This is a genomic window from Nitrospirota bacterium, from assembly GCA_040757335.1.
Classification (GTDB): Bacteria; Nitrospirota; Nitrospiria; order 2-01-FULL-66-17; family 2-01-FULL-66-17; genus JBFLXB01.
Genome location: JBFLXB010000011.1, coordinates 23,244 through 43,178, shown reverse-complemented (window position 1 = coordinate 43,178; position 19,935 = coordinate 23,244). Strand labels below are relative to the sequence as shown.

At 63.1% G+C, this 19,935-nt stretch carries 21 protein-coding genes and 1 tRNA gene; 21 read left to right on the top strand and 1 reads right to left on the bottom strand.

Annotated elements, in window-relative coordinates; genetic code table 11:
* Positions 1–17: 17 nt before the first annotated feature.
* From AB1451_07915 to AB1451_07815, 21 genes are all read left to right on the top strand, one after another.
* Positions 18–224, top strand: a complete 207-nt coding sequence (locus tag AB1451_07915; GenBank protein MEW6682834.1) for a MerR family transcriptional regulator — start codon at positions 18–20, stop codon at positions 222–224.
* 37 nt (positions 225–261) lie between these two features.
* Positions 262–1,302 carry a type IV pilus assembly protein PilM gene (pilM, locus tag AB1451_07910; protein MEW6682833.1) on the top strand — a complete coding sequence of 347 codons (1,041 nt, stop codon included), beginning with the start codon at positions 262–264 and terminating at the stop codon, positions 1,300–1,302.
* On the top strand, positions 1,299–1,847 hold the full coding sequence (locus tag AB1451_07905; protein MEW6682832.1) for a PilN domain-containing protein: 549 nt from the start codon (positions 1,299–1,301) through the stop codon (positions 1,845–1,847). The genes pilM and AB1451_07905 overlap by 4 nt, the downstream gene beginning before the upstream one ends.
* Before the next feature lie 4 nt (positions 1,848–1,851).
* Entirely contained in the window at positions 1,852–2,535 is a 684-nt protein-coding gene (gene pilO, locus AB1451_07900) for a type 4a pilus biogenesis protein PilO (GenBank protein ID MEW6682831.1), read from the top strand.
* Complete coding sequence (locus AB1451_07895) at positions 2,528–3,067, top strand: pilus assembly protein PilP (protein MEW6682830.1); 540 nt, start codon at positions 2,528–2,530, stop codon at positions 3,065–3,067. Before pilO ends, AB1451_07895 begins: the two co-directional genes overlap by 8 nt.
* Complete coding sequence (pilQ, locus tag AB1451_07890; GenBank protein ID MEW6682829.1) at positions 3,064–5,340, top strand: type IV pilus secretin PilQ; 2,277 nt, start codon at positions 3,064–3,066, stop codon at positions 5,338–5,340. The genes AB1451_07895 and pilQ overlap by 4 nt, the downstream gene beginning before the upstream one ends.
* Complete coding sequence (gene aroB / locus AB1451_07885; protein ID MEW6682828.1) at positions 5,256–7,010, top strand: 3-dehydroquinate synthase; 1,755 nt, start codon at positions 5,256–5,258, stop codon at positions 7,008–7,010. Before pilQ ends, aroB begins: the two co-directional genes overlap by 85 nt.
* Positions 7,007–7,492, top strand: coding sequence for a hypothetical protein (locus AB1451_07880; GenBank protein ID MEW6682827.1), 486 nt, complete (start codon positions 7,007–7,009; stop codon positions 7,490–7,492). The genes aroB and AB1451_07880 overlap by 4 nt, the downstream gene beginning before the upstream one ends.
* 133 nt (positions 7,493–7,625) lie before the next feature.
* Positions 7,626–8,114 (top strand): hypothetical protein, encoded by a 489-nt coding sequence (locus AB1451_07875; protein MEW6682826.1) that lies wholly within the window; start codon positions 7,626–7,628, stop codon positions 8,112–8,114.
* Between the two features lie 77 nt (positions 8,115–8,191).
* Positions 8,192–8,278 (top strand) — tRNA-Leu (locus AB1451_07870).
* Positions 8,279–8,383: 105 nt separating this feature from the next.
* On the top strand, positions 8,384–9,280 hold the full coding sequence (locus AB1451_07865; protein ID MEW6682825.1) for a hypothetical protein: 897 nt from the start codon (positions 8,384–8,386) through the stop codon (positions 9,278–9,280).
* Positions 9,281–9,470: 190 nt separating this feature from the next.
* Complete coding sequence (gene ilvB / locus AB1451_07860; protein ID MEW6682824.1) at positions 9,471–11,234, top strand: biosynthetic-type acetolactate synthase large subunit; 1,764 nt, start codon at positions 9,471–9,473, stop codon at positions 11,232–11,234.
* Between the two features lie 18 nt (positions 11,235–11,252).
* The gene (gene ilvN / locus AB1451_07855; GenBank protein MEW6682823.1) at positions 11,253–11,780 is read left to right on the top strand and encodes an acetolactate synthase small subunit; all 528 of its coding nucleotides are present in this window, start codon (positions 11,253–11,255) and stop codon (positions 11,778–11,780) included.
* A gap of 45 nt (positions 11,781–11,825) precedes the next feature.
* Complete coding sequence (gene ilvC / locus AB1451_07850; GenBank protein MEW6682822.1) at positions 11,826–12,839, top strand: ketol-acid reductoisomerase; 1,014 nt, start codon at positions 11,826–11,828, stop codon at positions 12,837–12,839.
* Positions 12,840–12,874: 35 nt separating this feature from the next.
* On the top strand, positions 12,875–13,498 hold the full coding sequence (locus AB1451_07845) for a phosphatidylserine decarboxylase family protein (protein MEW6682821.1): 624 nt from the start codon (positions 12,875–12,877) through the stop codon (positions 13,496–13,498).
* The gene (gene pssA / locus AB1451_07840) at positions 13,495–14,289 is read left to right on the top strand and encodes a CDP-diacylglycerol--serine O-phosphatidyltransferase (protein ID MEW6682820.1); all 795 of its coding nucleotides are present in this window, start codon (positions 13,495–13,497) and stop codon (positions 14,287–14,289) included. The genes AB1451_07845 and pssA overlap by 4 nt, the downstream gene beginning before the upstream one ends.
* 24 nt (positions 14,290–14,313) lie before the next feature.
* Entirely contained in the window at positions 14,314–15,861 is a 1,548-nt protein-coding gene (locus tag AB1451_07835; protein MEW6682819.1) for a 2-isopropylmalate synthase, read from the top strand.
* The gene (locus tag AB1451_07830; protein MEW6682818.1) at positions 15,858–16,385 is read left to right on the top strand and encodes a hypothetical protein; all 528 of its coding nucleotides are present in this window, start codon (positions 15,858–15,860) and stop codon (positions 16,383–16,385) included. The genes AB1451_07835 and AB1451_07830 overlap by 4 nt, the downstream gene beginning before the upstream one ends.
* The gene (gene leuB / locus AB1451_07825; GenBank protein MEW6682817.1) at positions 16,382–17,455 is read left to right on the top strand and encodes a 3-isopropylmalate dehydrogenase; all 1,074 of its coding nucleotides are present in this window, start codon (positions 16,382–16,384) and stop codon (positions 17,453–17,455) included. The genes AB1451_07830 and leuB overlap by 4 nt, the downstream gene beginning before the upstream one ends.
* Positions 17,456–17,484: 29 nt before the next feature.
* Positions 17,485–17,907: an Ig-like domain-containing protein gene (locus AB1451_07820; protein MEW6682816.1), complete on the top strand. Its 423-nt coding sequence runs from the start codon at positions 17,485–17,487 to the stop codon at positions 17,905–17,907.
* A 75-nt stretch (positions 17,908–17,982) separates the two neighbouring features.
* On the top strand, positions 17,983–19,011 hold the full coding sequence (locus AB1451_07815; GenBank protein ID MEW6682815.1) for an aspartate-semialdehyde dehydrogenase: 1,029 nt from the start codon (positions 17,983–17,985) through the stop codon (positions 19,009–19,011).
* A 199-nt stretch (positions 19,012–19,210) separates the two neighbouring features.
* Here AB1451_07815 and AB1451_07810 read toward each other — a convergent pair whose 3' ends face one another.
* Positions 19,211–19,846 (bottom strand): peroxiredoxin, encoded by a 636-nt coding sequence (locus AB1451_07810; protein MEW6682814.1) that lies wholly within the window; start codon positions 19,844–19,846, stop codon positions 19,211–19,213.
* Positions 19,847–19,935: the final 89 nt, after the last annotated feature.

The window sequence follows — 19,935 nt, the reverse complement described above, 5'->3', positions numbered from 1 at the left end:
GGTGAGCCCCGTGCCCAATGCCTCAGAGCCGCAAGCGATCGTATAAGGCGCAAGAGATTTGTGACACGTTCGATATCTCCAAGGCCACGCTGTTCCGGTGGGAGCGCCAGGGGCTCATCAGCGGAGTGGGCCGGGACTGGCGCAACTGGCGGCTGTATTCGGATAAGAATCGTCGGGAGATCGAACGCCTAATCAAGCGACGGACCGACCGTCGCGAACGATAGGGGCCACAACACTATGTTCCTTCAGCGCGTACAACCGGTGATCGGACTCGATATCGGATCCAGCGCCATCAAGCTCCTTCAGCTCAAATCGACGAAGAAGGGGTACGTTCTGGAAAAATTCGGGATCAAGACGATCGATCCCGAACTCATCGTGGATGGCGCGGTGATGGATGCCGGGCGCGTGATTGACGCGCTCAAAGACCTGCTCCGCGAGCAGGCGGTGAAGGCCAAGGATGTGGTGATCTCGGTGTCCGGGCACTCGGTGATCGTCAAGAAGATCAACGTGCCGCCGATGACCGAGGAGGAACTGGAGGAGTCGATCAAGTGGGAGGCGGAACAGTACATTCCGTTCGACGTCAACGACGTCAACCTCGACTTTCATATCCTGCCGACCGCCGACGCCACCGACGGTAAGGACACGATGACCGTGATCCTCGCGGCGGTGAAGAAGGATCGGCTCGCGGAGTATACCTCCTTGGTCACCGAGGCCGCATTGAATCCCGTGGTCGTGGACGTCGACGCGTTCACGTTGGAAAACGTGTATGGCGAGGCGTACGGGTCCGCCGGCTCGGAAGTCGTCGCGTTGGTCAACATCGGGGCCAGTGTGATGAACATCCACATCGTCAAAGGGGGAAATTTCTCGTTTACCCGCGACATCTCCACCGGCGGAAACCGATACACCGAGACGATACAGCGCGACCTCAACGTCAGTTACGACGCCGCGGAGCGGGCCAAACGCGGCGAATCCGTCGACGGGATCAATCCGGACGCCTTGGCCGAGGTGATCACCACCATGAACGGTGAACTCGCCGCAGAGATCGGCCGCTCGTTCGACTATTTCCGTTCCACCTCGACCCAAGAGACCATCGATCGGGTCCTCTTGAGCGGCGGGACCGCGAAGCTCAGCGGCTTGGCCCCGTTCCTTTCGGAACGGCTGGGTGTCCCGGTTGAGCTGATGGATCCGTTTCGTCACATCAAGGTCAACCCGAAGACGGTGGACCCCGATTTGATCGCCGAAGTGGGCCCGCAGGCCTCCGTGGTGGTTGGCCTCGCGACCCGGCGGGCGGGTGACCGATGATCAAGGTCAATCTCCTCGGGGTCGAGCGTCCGAAGCGGGCTCGCCGCACCGGCAAGGGGCCGGGCGGGTTGGTCAGTGTTGTCGCGGTGGCCCTGCTATTGATCGGAGGCATGGGCTTCGTGTGGTGGTCGATGGTGGCCCGCGTCAACGCGCTCGAACAGGAAAAGGTGGCGCTCAACGAAGAACTCAACGCCCTGAAGGCGAAGGTCAAAGAAGTCGAGAATTACGAGAAGAACAAAAAGGATTATGAAGAGAAAATCGGGATCATCGAACAACTTCGGAAAAACCAGACCGGGCCGGTTCGGCTCCTCGATGAATTGAGCCGACATCTGCCCGACCGTGTGTGGTTGACCTCGCTCACCGAACAGGGCGGCAAGGTGGATCTGGAAGGACGGGCTGTGACCAACGCGGAGATCGTCGAATACATCAATAATCTCAAAGCGTCGAACCATATCAAAGAGATTCAGTTGATCGAGTCCCGGCAAGTCAGCGAGGGGGGAATTCCCGTGTACAACTTCAAGCTGAAGTGCCTGCTGGTGGTCTGAGCGGATGGCCCTGAATCTGACACTCAACGCCGAATCTCTGAAGGCCCTCCCGCCCTATCAAAAGGCGGTGTTGGCTGCGATTCTGGTCATCGCGCTGCTCGCCGCCTTCGTCTGGTTCATCTACATCCCCAAGAACGCGGAAATTGCAGCGCTTGAACAGCAGATCGCGCAAATCAATAACGAAATCAACGTCAATCAAGCCAAGGCCCGACGGCTGGAGGAACTCAAGCGCGAAAATGCGGAATTGGCCAAACAGTTGGCGCTGCTGAAGGAGCAGCTCCCGGCGGAGTCCGAAGTGGCCACGTTGTTGAAGCAGGTGTCTGATCTAGGGATCAAGACGGGACTGGACTTCAAGTTATGGAAGCCCTCGGATCGGCGACCCGGATCATCCGGGCTTTACACCGAAATTCCGGTCGAGGTGGAAGTGGCCGGAAGTTATCACTCGGTGGCCGCCTTTTTCGATCGGATCGGTAAGCTGCCGCGGATCGTCAACGTGTCCGGCCTGAAGATGGGGGGCGGCAAACTGGATAAGGATCGTCTAATGATTCAAACCACGTTCCGCGCCACAGCCTTCGCCGCGATGGAGGACGCCGCCGCGTCCGGGGCGGCCAATGGACCGCCCGGCGAGAAGCGCGCGGCCGCGACGCCGCAACCGCCGCCGAAGAATCGCGGAGGGACCGGTGCCTAGACTCGGAATGGTCACGACGGTCGCGGTGGTCTGCGCGTCCTTCCTGGCGGCGGGCTGCGCCGACTCCGAACCGCCCTTGGAGAAGCCGCCGAGGGCCACGCCCGCCACGCAGGCCGCCGTCGCGCCGGCGGTGGTGACGGCACCCACGCCGGAGGCCGTGCCGCCACCTCCGCCGAAGGAGGAGTTCACCTATAACCCCTCAGGCCGCCGGGATCCGTTCAGGTCGCTTATCGTCACTGGCGGGAAAAGAAACGTGGACCTGCTGCCCCCGCTCCAACGTCGCGAGGTGTCCGAACTGAAATTCGTCGCGGTCGTGTGGGGACAGCTCGGGACCTATGGAATGCTCGAGATGCCGGACGGGAAGGGCTACGCGGTGCGGATCGGCACCCGCGTGGGCCCCAACCGCGGAGTCGTCAAACGGATCACGGCCAGGGATCTGACCGTGGTGGAGCAATACGTCGATTTCTTCGGCGAGACACGGACGCGGGACATCGTGTTGGATCTGCGGACGCGCGAGGAGGGCTTGGAATGAGGTCGAAGTCGTTCGTCATCCACCTGTGCGTCGTAATGTTGGCCGCGTGCGCGGCGCCGAGTACGCAGGTCGCCCCTCCGGCCGAGCCCCCCCCCTCGACCACCGTTACGGACCTTCGAGTGGAGGATCTTCCGGACGTGACGCGGATCGCGCTCACCGGCGATGGTCCCCTCAATTACACGGCGTTCCGGCTGGATGAGCCGCCGCAACTGATCGTCGAGCTGATGGCGACGAATTTCGGCGCGTTCGCCGAACAGCGCAACGTGAGTGTGGATCCCGTGACGGACATCGTGCCCCAGCAAGCTGGAGAGGATCAGCGCATCGGTCGGTTGACGATCCTGCTGTCGCGGGCCGCCGACTATCAAATTTCCCGCGACGACGGGGGCACGATGCTCGCCGTGGACTTTGCAAAAGCCCCGCCGGCCGCCACCCTGGTTGCGCCGCCGGTCGCGCAAGAGGTCGCGCCCGAGGAACCGCAGGTTGAACTCGCCGAGCCTCCTGTTCCGGCGCCTCCTGCCGTCGCGTCTCAGATCACCGCGGTGAGCATTGTCCCACAGAAGACTTTCGTGGACGTGAACATCGCCGCCGACGGAGTCTTGGCCTCACCCAACGTGTTCACGCTCGGCCAGGGCCGGTTGGTCATCGACCTCCCGGAGACGCGCAGCGCGGTCACTCCCTCGGTGGTCAAGGCTGAAGCCAATACGTTGGTGACTCAAGCGCGAATCGGCCAGCACCGGGATCCGCTGAAGGTACGCGTGGTCTTGGACCTGAAGAAAGCCGTTTCGTACACCGTGTTGCCTCAAGACCAGGGGGTAACGCTGCGTCTGACCCGCGCCGCGCCGTCCGAGGCGCCGGCCATGCCGCAGGCTCCCGCCGCAGCCGCTGCGCCGCCGAAAGCGGAGTCCGACGCGCCGGTGGCCGCGGTCGCCGTGCCACTGCCCGCTCCCAAAGCGTCCGGGAATGAGGCAGCAACTTCAGGATCGTCGCCGCCCACGCTGGAAGTCGAGCCCCCGGGCCCACTGACGCTCGGGGCCAACGGGTTCAGCGGACAAAAGATCTCCCTGGATTTTCAAGATGCGGAGGTTTCCAACGTCCTGCGTCTGATCGCCGACGTCAGCGATTTGAACCTCGTGGTCGGGGAAGAAGTGAAAGGCAAGATTACGTTGAAGCTATTCAACGTCCCCTGGGATCAGGCGCTCGACATCATTCTGAAGTCGAAAGGACTGGGTCAGGTCCGGGAGGGGAACATTATCCGGATCGACACCAACGGCAACATTGCCAAGCAGCAGGACGAGGCGGCCAAGGCGAAGGAAGCCCAGGTCAAAGCCGAGGACCTCAAGACCCTGATCATTCCGGTCAACTACGCCAAGGCTGCGGACCTGTCCACCACGCTCAAGAAAAACCTGAGTTCGCGCGGCGAGCTGACGGTCAACGAGTCGACGAATAGTCTCATCGCCAAGGACATCCAGATGAACATCAACGAGATCCAACAGCTCATTAAGCTGCTGGATCTTCCCAAGCCCCAGGTCTTGATCGAAACCCGGATCGTCCAGGCCAACACCAATTTTGCGCGCGACCTCGGGGTGCAATGGGGCCTGGCCACTAAGGAGACTTCCGGCTCGAATCAGATCGCCTTGAACGCCGGCGCAACCGGGGCGTTTAATACCCAGTCCCCGACGTTTGCGGTGAACCTGCCGGCCTCCGGCGGCGCCGGTCCGATCGGAAACGTCGGGGTGCAGTTCGGGCGACTGACCGGGGTCAATCCCTTCAATCTGGATCTTCGGTTGTCGGCCGGCGAAGTCTTGGGTGAAACGAAGATCATTTCCAGCCCCCGCGTGGTGACGATCGACAACAAGGAGGCCATTATTCAGCAGGGGGACTCGATTCCCTACGAGACCACCTCGAACAACGGCACCCAGACGCAGTTTGTCGACGCCACCTTGAATCTAACCGTCACTCCGCATATCACGCCGAACGGCAGCGTGATCATGAAGATCAAAGCGACCAAGAACGCGATCGGGAGTTTCACCAGCTCGCGGACCGGCGCGCCCAGCATCAGCAAACGCGAGGCCTCGACCGAAGTGATGGTCCTGGACGGCGAAACCACGGTCATCGGCGGGATTTTTGAAACGTCCAAGAGTGAGTCGATCACCGGCGTGCCGTGGTTCTACAAGGTGCCCGTGATCGGGTGGTTGTTCAAACGCGAGAGCGCCAGCACGTCCAACCAGGAGTTGTTGATTTTCATCACCCCGACGATCGTCAAACGTGTGTGACCGGCGTGCCGCAAGCGGGAGAGAACATCGTCTTGGTCGGGTCGATGGGCTCCGGGAAGTCCAGCGTGGGACGCCGGCTCGCCAAACGTCTCGGGATGGCGTTCGTGGATACCGACGCTCTGGTTGAGCGCGCCGCCCGCTTGTCGGTCGCACAGATCTTCCATCGATATGGCGAGCCGAGATTTCGGGCGCTGGAGCGCCGGGCGATCGGCCGGGTCGTGAGCGGCCGGCGCCTGGTCATCGCCACCGGGGGCGGCGCGGTGATGGATGCTCGCAACCGTGCCCGACTCCGGCGCGCGGGCTTGACGATCTGGCTCAAGACCAAACCTGACGTAGCGGCCGCGCGGATCAACGAAGCGACCGACCGGCCCCTGTTGGGGGCTGATCGACAAGCGGACGTGCTCGCGAGTCTGCTGGTCCAGCGCGAGCCCTATTACCGCGAAGCGCTCATTCACATCGATACATCGGATCAAACCGTGGAGGAGGTGACGTCCGCGATCGTGGCGCGCCTTCAGCCGGCATCCGGCGTTATCTCAGTCGACGCGGGGGCCTCGAAATACGACGTCCACATCGGGTGGGACACGCTCGATCGGCTGGGCGAGCGCCTGGCCGCCCACACGCGCGCCTGTACCGTGGCGATGATCACCAACCCCCGCGTGGGCAAAGCCTACGCGGGGCGGGTGGCTGCCAGTCTCAGCCGGGCGGGGTTCCGTCCCACCGTCGTCACCATTCCGGATGGCGAACGGTACAAGACCCTTCCGACCGCCAGCCGAGTGTACGACGAACTCGTGCGGCGACGATTCGAACGGGGCGACATCCTGGTCGCGCTCGGAGGCGGCGTCATCGGTGACCTCACCGGTTTTGTGGCGGCCACGTATCTCCGCGGCGTCCGCTACGTCCAGGTGCCTACGACCGTGGTGGCCCAAGTCGACTCGAGCATCGGCGGGAAGACCGGCGTCGACCACCCGAGGGGCAAGAACCTGATCGGAGCGTTCCATCATCCCATCATGGTGTACGCAGACGTGGCGACGTTACGCACGCTGCCGCGCCGGGAGCTGGTGGCGGGACTGGCGGAGGTCGTCAAATACGGGGTGATCGCCGACGCGCCATTTTTTTCCTATCTCGAAGAACACGCGGAGTCGATCCTGGGCGGCGTGCCCGATGTACTCGTGGAGGTGGTCCGCCGTTCGGCGGCCGTGAAAGCGGACGTGGTGCGGCAGGACGAACGGGAGACCGGGCTGCGGAGAATCTTGAATTACGGCCACACGGCAGGACACGTGGTCGAGACGCTCACGGGATACTCCACGATCCGCCACGGCGAAGCGGTGGCCATCGGAATGGATTTCGCGGCCCGGTTGGCCGCCCAACTGAATTTCTGCGACCAGATGGTCGTGCGTCGACAACGGACATTGTTGGAACGCCTGGGGCTTCCGACCGTGCTGCCCAAGATCACCGCGGCGCGGGCGATCCAGACCGTGCGCCTGGACAAAAAAGTCCGGGAGGGGCGGGTGCACTTCGTTTTGCCGAGGGAGATCGGCCGTGTGACCGTCGAGCCGGTGGTGGAGAAAGACATTATCGGAATGTGGCGGGCTGCACTGGTTGCCAAGGACACGCGGCGTGCTAAGCTTACCCATCGCACGCGCAACGCACGCAGAGGAGGTTCGCTGTGAACACGATTTCGACAGCCAAGCGGGTGGCCGGTCTCCTGGTGCTGAGTCTGGCGGCCCTTTCGCTCTCATCGTGCGGTGACGAGACCACTCCGCAAGGGGCAACGATTTCGGCGCCCGGAGATCTGACGGTGACGTACAGCAACAGCGGGGGGGGGACCGACGGGACCGCGTCGCCGCTCGCCTTTCAGGTGCTTGATGCGAGCGGAAACCCCGTGCCCGGTGTGACGATCCGGTTCTTCGCCGGCGGGGCGGTGTTCATGCTGTCGGATCGGACGGGAGGTACCGCCCTTAACGGGGCTGACGCAACACTGTTCGAGACGACTACCGACGATCAGGGGCTTTCACCAACGGATGTGTACGCCCAATGGGTCGTGCCAGCGTGCAGCGCGGCCGAGGATATCTCGGTTAATGGCACGGTGACGGCGTCGGTTGGCGTTGCCACGGCGATATGGACCGTAAACGTCACGGCATCCCAGTGCTGACGCTCCGGAATCGCCCACCTGGTGATTCCACTCTGTTGCCCGTGCCGTCCCGCTGACACAGAGCCTTGCGCTTGTCTGTCAGCGGCCTCTGTGATACAGTCGCACTCCTCTCGGGTCGATAGGAGTCGTTCCCATGGCCATGGAACCGTTTGTTCCGTTCGTCAGCGACGACCTGGAACTGATCAAGCGCTACGAACGCCTGTCCGTCAACCTCTCTCGGCTGTTGAGCCAGATCTTTACCAATCTGGCGATCGATTTTAAAATTTCGATCCTCCGCAGTCAGGACTACAAGCACTTTCGGGGCTGGCACTTCAAGTTCAAAGAGCACAAGTGCTGGTATGGTATTTCCTTTGCGTCGCCCACGTTCTTGCGCACCCGTTTTCAGGTCCTCGTGGACGGAGACTGGCAGACGATGCGCGATGGGCTCAAGGCGAAGGGGTACGCGGAACTCACCTGGAATGACAAGGGACCCTGGCTCGCCAAGGAACAGCCCACGGACGCGCTGAACGTGGCCAACCGCGACGAACAAATCAAAGTCTTTACCGAAATCGTAAAAGAGAACCTGAACGTCGTCGAAGGGTTGGAGTTTCAGGGACCCGGCTCGCTCAACGTCTTGCCCTAACCACGCGTCGCGCGACGGCGACCGTCGCTGTTCTCAGAATTGACAGCATTTCTTTTCATTTGCTACGATCCGCGCGGGCCGAAGTGGTGGAACTGGCAGACACGCTAGGTTCAGGGTCTAGTGGGCGTACGCCCGTGGGGGTTCAAATCCCCCCTTCGGCACCATCCTCAACTACACGTTCCCTCTCCCGGCTCAGTGGTGGTCAAGTTCCTTGACACCCAACCGCCTTTTGTTATGGTGGAGGTGTTCACCCTGAAGGAGCGCGAGCAATGAGCAACCGAAACGTACGGGGACTGTATACACTGGCTGTGGCCGCGGTATGGATCATTGCGACGGCCGCGATCGTCGGCGCGAGTACGATGCCTCCGCCCGACCAACCAGAGGAGACCGCGGCCGCAGTTCCTCCCTCCGAGTCGGTCGCCCCGCCGGCAACTCCGCCCGACGCTGCGGCCGAATCCGAAGGTCAGGATGGTCCGGCAGCCGAGGAGCTCCAAGCCGCGCCGGAGCCGAGCGAGTTGCGTTCCCCGATTGACGGGATTCGACCACACACCGATGTCGTCGGCGAAGTGGTTGGGCATCCGACGGGCAAGGTGTTACTGGCCGTTCACGATTTGGTCACGCTGAAGTTCGATCGGTCCCAGGACGTGAAACCTCACGACCGCTATGCGATCGCGCGACGGGAGCAGTTTGTGGAACACCCGGACTCGGGGCGCAACATGGGGTACGTCGTGCGCGTGGTGGCGACCGTGGAGATGAAGCAAGCCTTCGGGCGGTATTGGAGCGCGGAGATCGTCTCGTCCAACGACTACGTGACGCTCGATGACTGGGTGATCCCGTTTGAATCGGTGGCGATACCGACTGGTGAGGAGGCCGCTGATCTCGCCGGTCATATCGTGGCGGTCCGGGATGAACTCTTGCTCGCCGGCGAGGCGACCGTGGTATACACCGACCTGGGTTCGGCTCAGGGGGTGAAGCCCGGTGAGGAGTTCGCCGTCATCCGTCCGGGTATCGGCGGTCGGCGCGGAGCGCCGGACCGACCCGTCGGGGTGTTGCGGATTCTGGCGGTCCAGGAGGAGTCGTCGTCGGCGTACTTGACCAAGACCACCGAGCCCGTCATGGTCGGCGATCGCCTCCAACACGCGATGGTGAGCTCCGCGGTTCAGTAAATTCACCGGGGCTGTCCGGCGTCAGATCACCTACCCTGAATTACCTCCCTTGAGTTGACTTCCTCGTTTTCTCCGTGGTATGGTGGACCGAATTTTGTTTATTCTCAATCAGTTCGATTGACGTCGAACCGATTCGCGTGGTGGCCGCCACGTACCATCCTTTAATGTCCTTGACCCACGGGGATGCACGATGAAGCTGACGGGTGCTGAAATATTCGTCGAGTCGTTAAAGCGCGAAGGCGTCAAGACCGTGTTCGGGCTGCCCGGCGGCGTCGTGCTGAAAATTTTCGACGTGTTGTACCAGGACAAAGACCTCGACTTCGTGCTCGTACGGCATGAACAGGCCGCGGTCCACATGGCCGAAGCCTATGCCCGCGCCACGGGCAAGGTGGGGGTGGCGCTGGTCACATCGGGTCCGGGTGCGACCAACACGGTGACGGGGCTCGTCAACGCCCATATGGACTCGTGTCCGATCGTGCTTTTCACGGGGCAGGTGGTGTCGTCGCTCATCGGCAACGACGCGTTTCAAGAGGCCGACATCGTCGGCATCAGCCGGTCGGTTACCAAGCACAACTACCTCGTCAAAGACGTGTCGGAGTTGGCGACCACGATCAAAGAGGCCTTTTACCTGGCGGGAACCGGGCGCCCTGGTCCCGTGCTCGTGGACATTCCCAAAGACGTCACCATGGCGTCTATGGAGTTTGCCTACCCCGACAAGGTGTACATCCGGGGGTATAACCCCACGTATGAAGGCAACAAGTGGCAGATCAAACAGGCGGCGGAGGCTATGGCCCGCGCCGAGCGTCCGGTCCTGTATGTCGGGGGCGGGGTGATCAATTCCGACGCCAGCGAAGAACTCTACGGACTGGCTGAACTGCTCAACATTCCGGTTACCATGACGCTGATGGGGTTGGGCGCGTTTCCCGGGACGCACCCGCTGTCGCTCGGCATGCTCGGGATGCACGGCTCCCACGCCACGAATATGGCGGTTCACCACTGCGATCTGCTGATCGCGGTGGGCGCTCGGTTCGACGATCGCGTGACCGGAAAGATCAGCGAGTTCGTACCCAAGGCGAAGATCATCCACATCGACGTGGATCCGACATCGATCCGAAAGAACATCCACGTGGATATCCCGATCGTGGGAGACGCCAAACCCGTGCTGCGCGACCTGTTGGCGCAGGCCACCGCGATCGTGGGCGGCAAGAAGCGCGAGGGAAAAACGCCGTGGCTGCAACAGATTGCGGCCTGGCAGAGCGAGCGGCCGCTCGCCTATAAGCCGGACCCCAAGGTAATCAAACCTCAGTTTGTCATTGATATGATCTACCGCCGCACGCACGGGGAAGCGATCATCACCTCGGACGTCGGTCAACACCAGATGTGGACCGCGCAGTTCTACAAGTTCGCCAAGCCCCGTACCTGGCTTAACTCCGGCGGGCTGGGCACGATGGGGTACGGGTTTCCCGCTGCGCTGGGTGCCCAGCGAGCGTTTCCTGGCCAACTGGTGGTCTGCGTGACGGGTGACGGCAGCTTTCAAATGAACCTTCAGGAACTCGCCACCGCGATGGTCTACGACCTGCCGGTCAAGGTGGCGATCTTGAACAACGGTTATCACGGGATGGTGCGGCAATGGCAGCAGCTCTTCTACCAGGGGCACTACTCCGCCAGCCGACTCGAAGGGGGCCCGGACTACGTGAAGTTGGCCGAAGCGTACGGCGCGGTGGGGCTGCGCGCCACCGAGCCGCATGAGGTCGAAGAAGTGCTTGATGAGGCGTTCGCGTCCAAGAAGCTCGTGTTGATGGACTTTCAGGTCGACCCGTACGAGAACTGCTATCCGATGGTGCCCGCGGGCGGCGCGATCAATCAGATGGTGTATGAGGACCCGCCCACCGACGCCACACGTCCGGCGCCCGCCGCGCAAGACGCGCAGAAAGAGTCGATCTCGCTCGCGTAGCGCGGGACGAGTTGCGCCATGGAGCACATCATCTCCCTGTTGGTGGAAAACAAGTTCGGCGTGCTGGCGCGCGTGGCCAGCCTCTTCTCCGCCCGGGGATTCAACATCGAAAGTCTGTCGGTCGGGCCCACCGCCGACCCCACGATGTCCATGATCACGATCGTGACCACCGGCGACGACCGAATCCTCGAACAGGTCAACAAGCAGCTCAATAAGCTGATCGACGTGATCAAGGTGGTGGACCTGACCGAACACGCCTACGTCGAGCGGGAAACCGCCTTGGTCAAGATCCACACCCGCGCTGAAGATCGGGCCGAGGTCTTCCGAATCATCGAGGTCTTCCGCGCGAAGATCGTGGACTCGACTCCGGGAACGTATACCGTGGAGATCACCGGCGATCGTGAGAAGGTCGAGGCGTTTATCAATCAACTCCGGCCGTTGGGTATCAAGGAGTTGGTCCGGTCGGGTCGCATCGCCATCATGCGGGACGAGGTCAAGACCGCGGTGGACCAGCGGCGCCGGCCGCATATGGTCGAGGCGAAGTGACGTGGTCGCACCGTCGCGGCGGGCGGCGTTGATCGGGAGAGACTGATGAAGATCTACTATGACCAGGACGCGGATTTGGGCGATCTGAAGGGGAAAACCGTCGGGATCGTCGGGTACGGGAGCCAAGGGCACGCGCACGCCAACAATCTGAAGGACAGCGGCGTGGACGTCCTGGTGGCGGTTCGGCCTGGCGCGTCGTGGGAGAAGGCCGAACGCGCGGGACTAAAAGCCATGCCGGTGGCGGACGCAGCCAAACGCTGCGACGTGTTGATGATCCTCGCGCCCGACGAGTTGCAGGCCGACATCTACAGCCGAGAAATCTCCCCCCATTTCAAGTCCGGCGGGTACCTCGCGTTCGCGCACGGGTTCAACATCCACTTCGGGCAGATCGTGCCGCGCCCCGACATGAACGTGTTCATGGTCGCCCCCAAGGGGCCGGGCCACCTGGTGCGATCCGAGTTCTCCAAGGGCAGCGGCGTGCCGTCGCTTCTGGCCGTGCACCAAGATCCCTCCGGGCTCACGAGACGGGTGGGGCTCGCCTATGCCAGGGCCATCGGCGGCACCAAGGCCGGGGTGATCGAAACCACGTTCCGCGAGGAGTGCGAAACCGACCTCTTCGGCGAGCAAGTGGTGTTGTGCGGGGGGCTGACCGCGCTCATCCAGGCAGGGTACGAGACATTGGTCGAGGCGGGGTACTCCCCTGAGATGGCGTATTTCGAGTGTCTACACGAGGTGAAGTTGATCGTGGACTTGATCTACGAAGGAGGGATCTCCACCATGCGGTATTCGATCAGTAACACCGCCAAGTACGGCGACGTGACGCGCGGACCGCGCGTCATCACCGACGACACCCGGGCCGAGATGAAACGCATTTTGGGCGAGATCCAGAGTGGGCGCTTTGCCAAAGAATGGATCCTGGAAAATCGGGCCGGACGCCCGGTGTTCAACGCGTTGTTGCGTCAGGGCGAATCCCACCCCATCGAAGACGTTGGCGCACGCCTGCGGGCGATGATGCCGTGGCTCAAACAGGGCCGGCTGGTCGACAAGGACAAAAACTGAGATTGAGCCCATCTGAGGCTTGGCAAGGGGCCCCGGTGGTCATCGAAGGGATCCCGTTCATCGCCACGCCGGCTGCGCTCGCCGGGCTGGCGTGGTGGCAGGGGTGGACGGTGGTTGCCGCGCTCCTGGCCGCAGCCGCAGGGTTCACGCTGTGGTTTTTCCGCAATCCCCGTCGCCTGGTTCCCGATGATCCCCGCGCGATCGTCTCCCCCGCGGACGGCAAAGTGCTCGCGGTCGAGCGCCTGTTCGAGCCGAGGGTGCTCAAGGAGGATGTGCAACGGGTCAGCATCTTCATGGGCCTGACCGACGTTCACGTGAACCGGATCCCGTGCGACGGTCGAATCGTGGGCCGGTATTATTACCCGGGGAAGTTCTTTGCCGCGTTCAACGAGAAGGCGTCGCTGGACAACGAGCAGCAAGCCTTGGTGCTGGAGACGGCGCAGGGCCAGCGGGTGATGTTCGTGCAGATCGCGGGATTTATCGCGCGGCGGATCGTGACCTGGGTGCGGGAAGGAGCCTCCGTGGAACGGGGCCGACGTTACGGGTTGATCCGATTCGGGTCCCGGATGGACGTGTACCTGCCGCTGACCGTCCGCGTGGCGGTCAAGCCGGGAGAGCGTGTGTCCGGGGCGAGCACCGTGCTGGGGGTATGGCCATGACGACGAGAAATCGGCGCGGGGTGTACTTGTTGCCCAACTTGTTTACCACCGGCAATCTCCTGAGCGGGTTTTACGCCGTGATCGCGGTGTTCAACGCGGACCACGTATCCGCGGCGATCGCGATCTTGGTCGCCACCGTGTTCGACAGCCTGGACGGTCGCGTCGCGCGAATGACGAGAACCACCAGTAAGTTCGGGGTGGAGTACGACTCGCTCGCGGATCTGGTCTCGTTCGGAGTTGCGCCGGGGCTGTTAATCTACTCCTGGGCGCTCACCAACTACGGACGGATCGGGTGGGTGGCGGCATTTCTGTTCGTTGCGTGCGGCGCACTGAGGTTGGCGCGGTTCAACGTGCAAGTCGGCACCGTGGAGAGCCGGTACTTTGTGGGCTTGCCGATACCCGCCGCGGCCGGACTGCTCGCCGCCACCGTGCTGTTCGACGACCACATCCTGCGCCTGGGCGCGGAGATGAAGCCGTTGTTGATCGTGATGATGACCTATGTGTTGGCGTTTCTGATGGTCAGCAACATTCGGTATTGGAGCTTCAAGGGCCTCGAGCTGCGTGATCGCCGACCGTTTCAAATGTTGGTGGCGGCCGTGCTGTTGGTGATGGTGGTTACCGCGGCGCCGCAGGTGATGCTGTTTGCCTTGTTCGCGCTGTATGCCGCGTCCGGGGTGATCATGGGCCCGGTGCAGGCGGCGCAGCGTCGGTGGTCCCGGTCGCCGCGTGGCCCCGTGTTGGGGTTCGAGGCGGGGGAGGATGAGCTGCGGGATCGCGACGTGCGCGCGTAAGGAAATCCATTTGTTTGTAGCCCGATGACCAGAAACATCACAATTTTCGACACGACCCTGCGCGACGGCGAGCAGTCGCCCGGCGCCAGCATGACCGTCGAGGAGAAGCTCGCCATCGCGCGGCAACTCGCGCGCCTGGGCGTGGACGTGATCGAGGCGGGCTTCGCCTTCAGCTCGCCAGGGGATTTCGAGGCCGTGCGTCGGATTGCGCAGGAGGTCGAGGGGCCCGTCATCTGCAGCCTCGCCAGGGCCAAACCGGGTGACGTGGATCGCGCATGGGAGGCGCTGAAGGGCGGGGCCAGGACCCGGATCCACACGTTTATTTCTACGTCCGACATTCACCTCAAGCACCAATTTCGGCTCACGCGAGCTGAGGCGCTCACCCGCGCGGTCGAGATGGTCGAGCGCGCGCGAGGCTACGTGGAGGACGTGGAGTTTTCCCCCATGGACGCCACGCGGTCCGAGCTGGCGTATTTGTGCGAGGTGCTGGAAGCCGTGATCGCCGCGGGCGCCCGGACCGTGAACATCGCGGACACGGTCGGCTACGCGACCCCTCACGAGTTCGCCGAGATGCTTCGCACCATCCGGCGACGAGTTCCCAACATGGACCGCGCGGTCCTGTCGGTTCATTGCCACAACGACTTGGGCCTGTCCACGGCCAACTCACTGACGGCCGTGCTCGAGGGAGCCGGGCAAGTGGAGTGCACGATCAACGGCATCGGGGAGCGTGCGGGCAACGCGGCGTTGGAAGAAGTCGTCATGGCGTTGCGCACGCGGAAAGACTCGTTCGGAGCGGATACCCGCGTCGTCACCGAAGAGATCGCCAAAACGAGCCGCTTGGTGAGCAAGATCACCGGGATGCTGGTCCAGCCCAACAAGGCGATCGTGGGCGGCAATGCCTTTGCGCACGAGTCCGGCATTCACCAGGACGGGTTGCTGAAGGAAAAGATGACCTACGAAATCATGCGGCCCGAGTCCGTGGGCGTGGGCAAGACGCACATCGTGCTGGGCAAACACTCGGGGCGCCACGCCTTCAAGAATAAACTCGAGGAGCTCGGGTATCGACCGAGCGAGACGGAGTTGGAGCACGCGTTCGAGCGTCTGAAGCGGCTCGCGGATACCAAGAAGGAGATCTTCGAAGAGGACCTCGAGACGATTATTTCCGAAGAGATCGACCGGCCGAGCGAAGCGTTCCGTTTGGTGGCGCTGCACGTCGAGAGCGGGACCTCGACCACCCCCACCGCAACCGTAGAGCTGGCCGCCGGGGACCGCCTCATCAAGTCCACGGGACAGGGAGACGGCCCTGTGGACGCCGCGTACCGGACCATTGCGTCGCTCACCCAGACCAAGAGCCGATTGATCTCCTACGTGGTCAAAGGCATCACGGGTGGCACCGACGCCTTGGGCGAGGTGACCGTGACGGTGGAGGAAGACGGCCGGTCGGTGTCGGGGCACGGTGCCGACACCGACATCATCATCGCGTCGGCTCGAGCGTACCTCAGCGCGTTGAACAAGCTGGCCGCGCGGGCGTCCAGGCCGGGCGGCAACGAGCCGCGCGTCGGATTGGTATGAACTCTTCGTCCCGCAAGTGGCTCTATTCCGCCGGCGCGTTCGGCGCCCTCGCCGTGATGGCCGTGGCCGCCCGTCAGCTGGCTTCCGTCGGGTTGCCGTCCGCGTCTCTTCGCATAGCCATGTTCCTGTTCACGCTGCTCTGCCCGGTACTCCTGGGGTTGGCCATCGGCGTGTGGGGCGGGCACAACGCCGGACAGTGGGGGAGCCGCGGAGTAGGGGCCACGTACCTGGGCGTGGTGGGGTGGGCGTGGCTGGAAGCCGGATCGTTCCCGGTGGGGTTTCATCTCGAAGGCTTTCAGACCCCCCTGTTCGTGACGTTGGTCAACATGGGGATCTTTCTCATGACCGCGTATTTCATGCAGGCGCTGGGAAGGTCGGGAGGGCGCCTGGGCGCGCGGCTCGCGACCAGCGCCTCCACCAGCTCCTCCGGGGCCATCGCGGTGCCGCCGGTCGCGCCGAGCCCCGCTCGGCTGTCACCCCCCATGTCCGACGTGGCGGGGGCTGACCAGCGCGTGTCGTCATGAAGGCCTTTCAGATCACATTGCTGCCCGGGGACGGCGTGGGGCGGGAAATCGTCCCCGAGGCCGTGCGCGTCCTCGATGCCGTGGCGAAGCAACGAGGCCGGCGGTTCGAGTTCCGCGAGGCTGTGGTGGGCGGCGCGGCGATCGATCGGTTCGGCGTGCCGTTGCCCGACGAGACGCTCAAGGCCGCGATGGACGCGGATGCCGTGCTGCTCGGCGCGGTGGGCGGGCCCAAATGGGAAGGCCTCGACTACTCGGTACGCCCGGAGCGGGCGCTCCTGGGGCTTCGCGAACGACTCGGCACCTTCGCCAACCTGAGGCCGGCGGTCGTGTTTCCCCTGCTGGCGGACGCCTCCCCGTTGAAACGGGAGATCATCGACGGCATCGACATCCTGGTGGTCCGGGAGCTGACCGGGGGGATCTACTTCGGCACGCCCCGCGGGGTGGCGCCCTACGAGGGCGGGGAGCGCGGCATCAACACCGAGGTCTACACCACGCCGGAGATCGAGCGCATCGCACGCGTGGCGTTCGGCCTCGCCCGCAAGCGCCGGAAGCTCGTGACCAGCGTGGACAAGGCCAACGTGCTCGAGGCCACGGAGCTGTGGCGGAGGGTGGTGACTCGGGTGCACGCCGACTTCCCGGACGTGGAGCTTAAGCATATGTACGTGGACAACTGCGCCATGCAGTTGATCCGGTGGCCCAAGCAGTTCGACGTGATCGTGACGACCAACCTGTTCGGTGATATCTTAAGCGACGAAGCGTCCATGTTGACGGGGTCGATCGGGATGCTGCCGTCGGCGAGCCTCGGCGGGCGGGTCGGATTGTACGAGCCCATCCACGGGAGCGCGCCGGATATCGCCGGGAAGGATATCGCCAACCCTATTGCGACGATCCTTTCGGCAGCGATGATGTTGCGGCACTCGTTCGACCTCGAAGACGACGCCGCCGCGATCGAGCGCGCGGTGTCGCGCGTCTTGGAGCAGGGGTACCGCACGGCCGACATCATGCAGCCGGGCATGACCAAGACGGGGACGCGGGAAATGGGCGGGCTGATCGCGGAGGCGATCGCCTGAACAGCCACGTGTCACCAGGAGGGTCGGGCATGAAGCGTGTGTGGGTGGGTATTGCGTTGGTGGTCTTCGGGGTGGGAGCACTCGGGCTTGCGGTGGCGGACGCCGAGGAGAAGGGCGTCCAGATCGTCAAGACCTACCCCGAGTACGGGAAAACGATTCCGAAGCTCAATGACCTGGTCATCGAGATCGTGTTCGACCGGCCGATGGACCCGGCCACCCAGGACGAGGTGAGCATGGATCAGCGCGGCGCCACCGATCACAATGGTGAGCCGATCGAGTTCGACGGCCAGTACACCTGGGTGAGTCCCACTACTCTTCGCTTCAGGCCCGAAGGCAAACTCAAGCCCGATTCGGTGTATCAGGTGACGGTGTGGTCGGCCAAAGCGAAAGACGGTTCCGAGCTCGAGGGCGCGCCGTACCGGCTGCCGTTCTCGACCACCGGGGCAAAGTAACGAGGAGCGTGTCGGCACGCGAATGACGCGGAGGGGCGCACGTTCGTGCGCCCCTCTCTGCTTTGGATGGAAGCGATGATCACCAAAAAATCTCACTATACCGTGGCCGTGATCGGGGCCACCGGCGCGGTGGGCCGGGAGAGCCTGGAGATCCTGGAGGAACGCAAGTTCCCGCTGGGTGGCCTGCGCCTCTTCGCGTCCAAGCGCTCGGCGGGCGAGACCCTGTCCTGCCAAGGGAAAGATTGGACCGTGGAAGAGCTCACGCCGTCGAGCGATTTCAAAGGCGTGGACTTCGCGTTCATCTCCGCCACCGACGCGATCAGCCGCGACTACGGCCCTCGCCTGGGCGCGGCGGGCGTGGTGGTGATCGACGACAGCGCGGTGTTTCGCATGGACGCGGACGTGCCGCTGGTGGTGCCCGAAGTCAACGCGCACGTGCTGGACAAGGCCTCGCGGCGAATCATCGCGATCCCCAATTGCACGACCACGCCGCTCGTGATGGCGCTCAAGCCCCTGCACGACGCCGTCGGGATCAAGCGGGTCGTGGTCACCACGTTTCAATCCGTGTCCGGAACCGGCGCGGCCGCGATGGACGAACTGATCGAGCAGACCAAGTCGCTGCTCACGTTCAAGGAGGTCAAGGCCGAGGTCTACCCGCACCAGATTGCGTTCAACCTCCTGCCCCAGATCGGCTCGTTCGGCGAAGGCGGCGACTGCTCCGAGGAAGTGAAGATCGTCCGCGAAACGCAGAAAATTCTGGGCGAACCCAACATGCGGATCACCGCCACCACGGTTCGTGTGCCGGTCATGCGCTGCCACTCCGAGGCGGTGAACGTGGAACTGGAGCGGCCGCTCAAGCCCAATGACGCGCGCTCCCTGCTCAGCGCGATGCCGGGTGTCATCGTGTTCGACGACCCGGTCCGAAAACTCTACCCCATGCCGCTCGACGCCTCGGGCAAAGACGAGGTCTTTGTCGGTCGCATCCGCGAAGACCAGTCCGTCAACAACGGCCTGAACCTCTGGGTGGTGTCCGACAACCTCCGCAAAGGCGCCGCCCTCAACGCGATCCAGATCGCGGAAACCCTGATCGCTAAAGCGGTGTAAAGCGTTCGTTCAGGGGCGACCCGCCTTTCAGGGGTGGTTCCTTGACTCGTGAGCCCGCAAAGGGCTTGGCTGGTGCGCCCTGAAGCCGAGGCGTCTGGTTCACGCAGGCCCAGATGGTCCACCTATAACGATCCCCGGTTACGGAAGAGGCAACGCAAGTGGCAAAGGGGGGCGTTCGGTTGAACGCCCCCCTTTGCCGTTACAGGTTCGGCTGCGGCGTGGTGCGCAGGTACGGTTTGATGGTCCGGGAGCCTTTGGGGAATTTGGCCGGGACGTCGGCGTCGGGCACGGACGGCGAGATGATGCAGTCTTGGCCGGGTTTCCAGTCCGCGGGCGTGGCCACGCTGAATTTGGCGGTGAGCTGGAGCGACTCGACCACGCGAAGGATCTCGTCGAAGTTGCGTCCGGTCGAGGCCGGATACGTGAGCGTCAATTTGAGTTTCTTGTCCGGGCCGATGATGAACACCGAGCGCACGGTCAGGTTGTCGATCGCGTTGGGGTGGATCATGTCGTACATCATCGACACCCTTCGATCCACGTCGCCGATGATGGGATAGTCCACTACGCAATTCTGGGTCTCATTGATGTCCGAGATCCACTTCTGATGATCCGCAGTGCTGTCCACGCTCAGCGCCAGAAATTTCACGCCCCGTTGCGCGAACTTGTCTTTGAGCTTTGCCACGGCTCCAAGCTCGGTCGTGCAGACGGGCGTGAAGTCCTTGGGGTGGGAGAACAGAATCGCCCACCCGTTGCCGATCCACTCGTGAAATCTAATAGTTCCTTGCGTGGACTCCGCGGTGAAGTCGGGGACCACGTCTCCTAGTCGTATCGCCATGGCTATCTCCCTCCCGTGTTTGCGTCCCGCGCCGAGGCTCGCGACGCTGTTGACCGGCTCGTTGGAACCTGGCTCCGCTGGGTGCGGAG

Excerpts from the sequence above, each read along its gene's own strand:
- AB1451_07915 (MEW6682834.1), top strand. The coding sequence starts at position 18 with ATGCCTCAGAGCCGCAAGCGATCGTATAAGGCGCAAGAGATTTGTGAC.
- AB1451_07905 (MEW6682832.1), top strand. The coding sequence starts at position 1,299 with ATGATCAAGGTCAATCTCCTCGGGGTCGAGCGTCCGAAGCGGGCTCGC.
- pilO (MEW6682831.1), top strand. The coding sequence starts at position 1,852 with ATGGCCCTGAATCTGACACTCAACGCCGAATCTCTGAAGGCCCTCCCG.
- pilQ (MEW6682829.1), top strand. The coding sequence starts at position 3,064 with ATGAGGTCGAAGTCGTTCGTCATCCACCTGTGCGTCGTAATGTTGGCC.
- AB1451_07875 (MEW6682826.1), top strand. The coding sequence starts at position 7,626 with ATGGCCATGGAACCGTTTGTTCCGTTCGTCAGCGACGACCTGGAACTG.
- AB1451_07865 (MEW6682825.1), top strand. The coding sequence starts at position 8,384 with ATGAGCAACCGAAACGTACGGGGACTGTATACACTGGCTGTGGCCGCG.
- ilvB (MEW6682824.1), top strand. The coding sequence starts at position 9,471 with ATGAAGCTGACGGGTGCTGAAATATTCGTCGAGTCGTTAAAGCGCGAA.
- ilvN (MEW6682823.1), top strand. The coding sequence starts at position 11,253 with ATGGAGCACATCATCTCCCTGTTGGTGGAAAACAAGTTCGGCGTGCTG.
- ilvC (MEW6682822.1), top strand. The coding sequence starts at position 11,826 with ATGAAGATCTACTATGACCAGGACGCGGATTTGGGCGATCTGAAGGGG.
- pssA (MEW6682820.1), top strand. The coding sequence starts at position 13,495 with ATGACGACGAGAAATCGGCGCGGGGTGTACTTGTTGCCCAACTTGTTT.
- AB1451_07835 (MEW6682819.1), top strand. The coding sequence starts at position 14,314 with ATGACCAGAAACATCACAATTTTCGACACGACCCTGCGCGACGGCGAG.
- AB1451_07830 (MEW6682818.1), top strand. The coding sequence starts at position 15,858 with ATGAACTCTTCGTCCCGCAAGTGGCTCTATTCCGCCGGCGCGTTCGGC.
- leuB (MEW6682817.1), top strand. The coding sequence starts at position 16,382 with ATGAAGGCCTTTCAGATCACATTGCTGCCCGGGGACGGCGTGGGGCGG.
- AB1451_07820 (MEW6682816.1), top strand. The coding sequence starts at position 17,485 with ATGAAGCGTGTGTGGGTGGGTATTGCGTTGGTGGTCTTCGGGGTGGGA.
- AB1451_07815 (MEW6682815.1), top strand. The coding sequence starts at position 17,983 with ATGATCACCAAAAAATCTCACTATACCGTGGCCGTGATCGGGGCCACC.
- AB1451_07810 (MEW6682814.1), bottom strand. The coding sequence starts at position 19,846 with ATGGCGATACGACTAGGAGACGTGGTCCCCGACTTCACCGCGGAGTCC.